The sequence below is a fragment of the Oscillibacter sp. CAG:155 genome (assembly GCA_000436875.1).
Taxonomy (GTDB): domain Bacteria; phylum Bacillota; class Clostridia; order Oscillospirales; family Oscillospiraceae; genus Oscillibacter.
Genome location: FR890871.1, coordinates 26,017 through 32,643 on the forward strand (window position 1 = coordinate 26,017; position 6,627 = coordinate 32,643).

The 6,627-nt window shown below is 54.7% G+C and carries 6 protein-coding genes, 1 other RNA gene and 2 pseudogenes; 7 read left to right on the top strand and 2 right to left on the bottom strand.

The window, feature by feature from the left end:
- Positions 1–9: 9 nt before the first annotated feature.
- Both QZL67_RS03370 and QZL67_RS03375 read right to left on the bottom strand, forming a co-directional pair.
- On the bottom strand, positions 10–720 hold the full coding sequence (locus tag QZL67_RS03370; protein ID WP_022289362.1) for a response regulator: 711 nt from the start codon (positions 718–720) through the stop codon (positions 10–12).
- A 23-nt stretch (positions 721–743) separates the two neighbouring features.
- Positions 744–1,292: an NUDIX domain-containing protein gene (locus QZL67_RS03375; RefSeq protein WP_022289363.1), complete on the bottom strand. Its 549-nt coding sequence runs from the start codon at positions 1,290–1,292 to the stop codon at positions 744–746.
- Between the two features lie 168 nt (positions 1,293–1,460).
- On the opposite strand from QZL67_RS03375, the pseudogene smpB reads away from it, so the two are divergent.
- The 7 genes and pseudogenes from smpB to QZL67_RS03410 all read left to right on the top strand — a co-directional run.
- Positions 1,461–1,916 (top strand): annotated as a pseudogene (gene smpB / locus QZL67_RS03380) (SsrA-binding protein SmpB); the annotation flags it as partial.
- A complete protein-coding gene (locus QZL67_RS03385; RefSeq protein WP_022289365.1) occupies positions 1,916–2,368 on the top strand; it encodes a hypothetical protein in 453 nt (150 codons plus the stop codon). The pseudogene smpB and the gene QZL67_RS03385, both read left to right, overlap by 1 nt.
- A gap of 25 nt (positions 2,369–2,393) precedes the next feature.
- Positions 2,394–2,927: a peptidylprolyl isomerase gene (locus QZL67_RS03390; RefSeq protein ID WP_022289366.1), complete on the top strand. Its 534-nt coding sequence runs from the start codon at positions 2,394–2,396 to the stop codon at positions 2,925–2,927.
- Between the two features lie 42 nt (positions 2,928–2,969).
- Positions 2,970–3,728 (top strand): SDR family oxidoreductase, encoded by a 759-nt coding sequence (locus tag QZL67_RS03395; protein WP_022289367.1) that lies wholly within the window; start codon positions 2,970–2,972, stop codon positions 3,726–3,728.
- A 93-nt stretch (positions 3,729–3,821) separates the two neighbouring features.
- Positions 3,822–4,186: a transfer-messenger RNA gene (gene ssrA / locus QZL67_RS03400) on the top strand.
- A 103-nt stretch (positions 4,187–4,289) separates the two neighbouring features.
- Positions 4,290–5,225 carry a recombinase family protein gene (locus QZL67_RS03405; protein ID WP_022289368.1) on the top strand — a complete coding sequence of 312 codons (936 nt, stop codon included), beginning with the start codon at positions 4,290–4,292 and terminating at the stop codon, positions 5,223–5,225.
- Between the two features lie 191 nt (positions 5,226–5,416).
- Positions 5,417–6,424: pseudogene (locus QZL67_RS03410) on the top strand (IS256 family transposase); the annotation flags it as partial.
- Positions 6,425–6,627: the final 203 nt, after the last annotated feature.

Here is a 6,627-nt window from a genome sequence, read left to right on the forward strand (position 1 = left end):
GCCCCGCTGTCAGACTGCGAAATAATAGCCCGCGCCCCGGCGGGTGAGGATATAGGTGGGATTGGCGGGATCTGCCTCGATTTTCTCCCGCAGCCGCCGCACCGTCACATCCACCGTGCGCACGTCGTCGCCCACGTAGCCGTAGTTCCACACCTGCTCCATCAGATCGGTGCGGGAGTAGACCTTGTTGGGATGACTGGCCAGAAAGGTCAAAAGCTCATATTCCCGCTGAGTCAGGTCAATGGCCTTGCCGGCCCGGAAGACCTGGTGGCTGTCGGTGTTGATGGAAAGATCACCGGACACCTGCATGGCGCTGGCTGCGGCGGAGGCAGCAGCGGGGGCCGTCATGGAGGTCCGGCGGATGTTGGCGCCCACCCGGGCCACCAGCTCCCGCATGGAAAAAGGCTTGGTGATATAGTCGTCTGCGCCGATCTCCAGCCCCAGGACCTTGTCGGATTCCTCCTCCCGGGCAGTGAGGATGATGACCGGTACATTGCTGCCCTTTTCCCGCAGCGCCTTGCATACGTCAAAGCCGTTCATTTTCGGCAGCATCACATCCAGCAGGATCAGATCAGGGTTGGCGGAGAGCGCCTTCTTTAACCCGTCTTCGCCGTCGTAGGCCTCCAGGATGGCATAGCCGGACCGCTGCAGATTGAACCGTAGAATGTCCACAATATTTTTTTCGTCTTCCACGATCAGGACCGTTTTCTGGTCGCTCATGAGGAAACCTCCGTACTTTGAAATTACAGGTCCAGCAAGACCTTGGCCTTCAGGACGGCGGCCACGGTTTTGGCGTCTTCGATCTCACCGTTCATGACCCGGTGCACCATCTCCTGGAAGGGGATGCGCTCTGTGCGCAAAAACTCGTCCTCATCCGGCTGCTGCTGGCCCATCTTCAGTTCCCGGGCCAAAAACAGGTGCAGATGTTCCCCATAGCAGCCAGGGGACGGCAGAATGACGCCCAGCGGCAAGAGAACATCCGGCACCGCGCCGGTTTCCTCCCGCAGTTCCCGCAGCGCGCCCACGGCCGGTTCCTCGCCCGGGTCCAGTTTGCCAGCGGGGATCTCCAGCAGGGTCTTGCCGAATACATATCGATACTGGGTCACGGTGATGACGTTGTTGCGCTCATCCAGCGGCAGCACCGCTACGCCGTCCACGTGTTCCACTACTTCCCGGAAGGATGTGTGGCCGTTGGGCAGCGCGACCTGGTCCACATGCACGCTGAGGAATGCGCCGGTGTATTTCTCTTCCCGGCTGAGCGTTTTTTCAGTCAGATCGACAGGCAGATTCATCTTGAAAGCACCTCGTTGCTCATTTTGAGAAATCATTTGAAAATCAATTCATTATATCACGGGGAGAATCCGTTGCCAAGGCAGACTTTCACTTGAAGATCGGGAAAAACCGTGGTATACTATTAAAACTTTCCAAGAAAAGCAAGGAGGCGGACCCCCACGGAGAAAAAGGGAATCAAGATCGCGGCGCAAAACCGCAAGGCCTTCCACGACTACTTCGTGGAGGACAAATACGAGGCCGGAATCGAGCTGTTCGGCACGGAGGTCAAGTCCATCCGGGCGGGCACGCTGAATCTAAAGGATTCCTACTGTACGGTCAAGGGCGGGGAACTGTTTCTTCACGGCATGCACATCTCGCCGTATGAAAAAGGAAACATTTTCAACAAGGACCCGGTCCGCAGCCGCCGGCTGCTGATGCACAAGCGGGAGATCCGTAAACTCTCCGCGCTGGTGCAGCAGGATGGCTATGCGCTGGTCCCGCTGTCCGTCTACTTCAAAGATGCCCGGGTAAAGGTGGAGGTTGGCCTCTGCAAGGGCAAGAAGAACTACGACAAGCGGGCGGCCGCTTCGGCCCGGGACGCCAAGCGGGAGATCGACCGCACTCTGAAAGAGAGGAACCGCTGATGAGCAAAAAACAGAATGTGCAGATGGAAGTCTCCGGTGAACAGAACGAGCGGTTTACCGTCCGGCGCGGCGGGAGCATGCTGGTGCTGGGACTGATTTTGTTGGTGGCATTCGGCGGCGCGGCTATCTGGCAGGTGGTGAACACCGGACTGGCGGAGAGCCGGAACATTCTGTTTGCCGGCGTATTCTGTGTCCTGGCTGGCATTGCGGTGATTCTGGACTATAAAAATCACAAGCTGGAGGTCTGCGGCGAGGAGCTGCACTACACCGCCATGTTTGGCCAGACCGTGAGTTTCCGGGTAGATGAGATCGGCAGTGTTGGCATGGACTTTTTGGAAAATCTCAAGTTGCTGAATACGGATGGCCGGCTGCTGGCCCGTCTGGAGCGGGGAATGACGAACTATCAGACGCTGCTGCGGTATCTGGAAAATCACCAGGTTGCCATGCGTTAAAAACGATCAGAAAGGAACGAAGATCATGTCTGAGAACAAGAACCCTATTGCAACCATTACCATGGCGGACGGCCGGGTGATGAAGGCGGAGCTGTATCCTGAAAAGGCTCCCAACACCGTCAATAACTTTATTTCCCTTGCCAACGGCGGCTTTTATGACGGCCTGACCTTCCACCGGGTCATCCCCGGTTTCATGATTCAGGGCGGCTGCCCTGAAGGAAACGGCATGGGCGGCCCCGGCTATGAGATCCGGGGAGAGTTTGCCGCCAACGGTTTCCGCCAGAACGACCTGGCCCATACGACCGGTGTGCTGTCCATGGCCCGTACTATGGCCCCCAACTCCGCCGGCAGCCAGTTCTTTGTCATGGTGGCTCCGGCTCCCCACCTGGATGGCCAGTATGCTGCCTTCGGCCAGGTGTTGGAGGGTCAGGAGGTAGCCATCGACATCTCCCGCGTCCAGCGGAATATGATGAACGACAAGCCCAAGACCCCCGTGGTTATTGAGAGCATCCGGGTGGATACCCAGGGCGTGGAGTATCCCGCTCCGGAGAAGATGTAAGGGAAATTCCCAACAAGCCAAAATCGAAGAGGAGGGGTCCAGATGAAAACCGCAATCATCACCGGCGCGTCCTCCGGGCTGGGGCGGGAAGTTGCCCGCCAGCTGACGGACGTGTTTCCGGATATCGAGTGCTGCTGGCTCATTGCCCGCCGGGAGGACCGGCTGGAGCAGACTGCCCGGGAAATGGTGGGCGTGGAGACCGTATGCATGCCGCTGGATCTTTGTGATCCGGTGAGCTTTTCCACCCTCAGCGGCCGCCTGGCGGCGGAACAGCCGGAAGTGATGCTGTTGGTGAACTGTGCCGGCTGCGGCTATCTGGGCCTTTTGGGAGAGACGGATACGGCGCTGGAGACTCGCATGGTGGACCTGAACGTCCGGGCCCTGACAGCGGTGACCAATCTGGTGATCCCTTTCATGGCTGCCGGAGGACACATCCTGAATGTCTCCTCCATTGCTTCCTTCTGTCCCAATCCCCGGATGACGGTCTACTCCGCTTCCAAGGCATATGTCTCCTCCTTTACCGTGGGGCTGTCCGAGGAGCTGCGGCGCAAGCATATTTCTGTGACTGCCGTCTGCCCCGGACCCATGCGGACGGAGTTTTTGGACGTAGGGAACATCACCGGGAAATCCCGCACCTTTGAACTGCTGCCTTATTGTGAGCAGGTGCAGGTGGCGGGCGGCGCCCTCCGGGCTGCCCGGGCAGGCCGGACCATCTACACGCCCAAGTTGTTTTATAAGTTTTACCGGTGTCTGGCAAAGATTACGCCGGTGAAACTGATGGTAAAGATCACCAAAACCTGAACGGATAAATTTCATGGAATTGTAACACACTTCCCCAGAGAAGTGTGTTACAATTCCAAATACAGCGATCTGCTTTGATAGCCCTGAAGATCTGGGGATGTACCGGTTTCGACGGGGGTATGGAGGCGGGACCAGCGGGCGGCGGCGCCTGACCGCCATAAAACGGGCAATTTATAAATTAAATAACAACAACACTGTTGCTATTGCTGCCTAATTAACGGCAGCCGTCCGACTCGGAGGGACCGCGGGCCGAGGAGGGCGTCGTTTAGCGGTAAATGTGAGCGCAGTAAGCTTTGCCTGCACCACACATCATGAAGCTCACCTGACCTGACGGCGTGACGGTTTGCCGTCTGGAAGGGGAACGGGGAGAGTAAGACTCCCACAATAATCGTCTGCGCCCGGAGAAAGCCCCGTTAAAGTGCTTTCGGACGCGGGTTCAACTCCCGCCATCTCCACCATGTTAAAAGCTACATTTTGGTTCTTTGAACTGAAATGTAGCTTTTTCATTTTCCCGCCCTCCATGATAAACTGGTTGACAGTATGGATCATAGAGGGCTTCTTATGTTTCAGCATGTGATTGAGATCCCGCAGACGCAGGAGGACCAACCCATTTGGGACCAGCAGCTGCGGGTTGCAGCCTATTGCCGTACCAGCACAAATCAGGAGGAACAAAACTCAAGCCTGGAAAACCAGGTCGCGTATTATACAGCTTTCATTCAGAGCAATCCCAGGTGGCGGTTTGTGGCTGTTTACGCCGACCAGGCATCGGGACTGCACACGAAAAACCGCCCAGGTTATCGGAAGCTCCTGAGAGACTGCCGAAAAGGAAAGATCGACCTGATCCTCGTCAAATCTCTCAGCCGCTTTGGAAGAGATACCCGGGAAGCTATTAGCACCATCAGAAAGCTGAAACAAATGAATGTAGGAATTTACATTGAGTTAGGAGGTATCTTTACCATGAAGACGCCAGACAGCGTGATTGACCTGTATGCCGCCTTTGCGCAGGCGGAGAGCCAAACCCGCAGTGAGAGCATTAAATTTGGCATTCAGAATCGCATGCGGAGCGGGAGAACCATTTTGAATCACAGGCAGTTTCTGGGCTATACTAAGGGGCCGGATGGAGTACTGCAGATCGTACCGGAGGAGGCTGAGATCGTCCGAAAGATTTTTGGCCTCTACATTGAGGGAAACGGTGTACGAAAAATCAAAAAGTATTTGGAATCCCACGGCATCAAGACGGTTACAGGAAAGACGGAGTGGAGCACCTCCACCATTGACAGGATGCTGAGCAATGAAAAATATGTGGGCCAAGTGCTGATGCAGAAAACCTATACGCCAAATTTCCTGACGGGGAAGCAGATAAAGAACACGGGACAAAAGGAGATGTACCTGGTAGAGAATGCCCATGAGCCGATCATTGATCAGGAGACCTTCGACAAAGTGCAGAGAATGAAGGGGCAAATCAAGCACACGACGAGTATGAAGCCGCAACTATGATTCTGAGTTTCGCTGCTGAGTGGAAACTGAATTGAAAGAAAGCGGGGAAATCTAAATAATAGCATCTTTTTTGTTTCCAAAATTGGATTTTTTCCGATAGCTCTCCCAATGCTTTTTGATAAGGCAGAATAAGTTTGCAAATTGAAAAGTAGATAAAAAGAGACATGGTTTGCAGGTCTCTGGTAGGATGAAGTTGCGACACACCTTCCGGGAATGTCACCCTCAAGGTGCCCGAGTTCAAGGGAATTTCCTTTGAAACCGCCATCATTAAGCGGTATCGCCGCCGGGAGAGTAGCGTGGAAGATGCTCTCATTGAGATGTACCTGGCAGGCGTATCCGTCCGGCGTGTATGAGGATATTACCGAGGCGCTGTGGCGAAGCAAAGTCTCTCCCTCCACCATCAGCGAGCTGAACAAGAAAGCGTATGTCCACATCGAAGATTGGCGGAACCACCCTCTGCAGGGCGGACGCCATCCGTATGTCTATGTGGATGGGACTTATCTGCGCCGTAACTGAGGCGGAGAGTTTGAAAATATGGCTATTTTGATGGCGATTGCGGTCAATGAAGACGGATACCGAGAGGTTCTTGGTGCTGCCTAGGGCATGAAGGAGGACAAGGCCAGTTGGGTCAGTTTCTCCCAATGGCTGCGTGACCGTGGCCTGGAGGGGGAAACTGGTGATTGACGACAAGTGCCTTGGTATGCTGGAGGATGTGGGAGAAGTATTCTCCGAAGCCAAGGACCAGCGCTGTACCGTATACGTTTACCGCAATGTGTTCTCTGTAACGCCTCGTTCCCAGGTAAAGCTGGTATCTTAAGATGCTCAAGGCGATCCACGCTCAGGAGAGCAAGAGCGCTGCCCGTGAGAAGGTCAAAGCCGTGATGGAGCAACTGCGCTCTATGAAGCTGAAAGAGGCTGCCAAGAAGGTGGAGGATGGTATTGAGGAAACGCTGACTTTCTGCGATTTTCCCAGCGAGCACTGGACTCGCATCCGCACGAATAATGTGATTGAGAGGATGAACCGGGAGATCCAACGCCGCACTCGTGTTGTGGGCAGCTTCCCAGACGGCAACTCTGCCCTAATGCTGGTCTGTGCCTGGCTGCGCCATGTGGTCGGCACCCAGTTGGGCAACAAGAAGCACATGAACATGAAGCACCTGGAGGCCGCCCTTGAGGACACCTTTACCGTTGCCGGCTGACTTCATTCACACTAGAGTCTGCAAACTAATTTGCGAAACATTCTTGACACAACTTCAAAGGTAGTGGGATTTTTATGAATAATATGGGCAGACTAGATAAGGTACAATAAGTTTCGCAAATTGAAAAGTAGATAAAACGAGACATGGTTTGCAGATCTCTGGTAGAATGAAGTCGCGACACACCATTCTGAAAGGAGACGGCA

Excerpts from the sequence above, each read along its gene's own strand:
- QZL67_RS03370 (WP_022289362.1), bottom strand. The coding sequence starts at position 720 with ATGAGCGACCAGAAAACGGTCCTGATCGTGGAAGACGAAAAAAATATT.
- QZL67_RS03375 (WP_022289363.1), bottom strand. The coding sequence starts at position 1,292 with ATGAATCTGCCTGTCGATCTGACTGAAAAAACGCTCAGCCGGGAAGAG.
- QZL67_RS03385 (WP_022289365.1), top strand. The coding sequence starts at position 1,916 with ATGAGCAAAAAACAGAATGTGCAGATGGAAGTCTCCGGTGAACAGAAC.
- QZL67_RS03390 (WP_022289366.1), top strand. The coding sequence starts at position 2,394 with ATGTCTGAGAACAAGAACCCTATTGCAACCATTACCATGGCGGACGGC.
- QZL67_RS03395 (WP_022289367.1), top strand. The coding sequence starts at position 2,970 with ATGAAAACCGCAATCATCACCGGCGCGTCCTCCGGGCTGGGGCGGGAA.
- QZL67_RS03405 (WP_022289368.1), top strand. The coding sequence starts at position 4,290 with ATGTTTCAGCATGTGATTGAGATCCCGCAGACGCAGGAGGACCAACCC.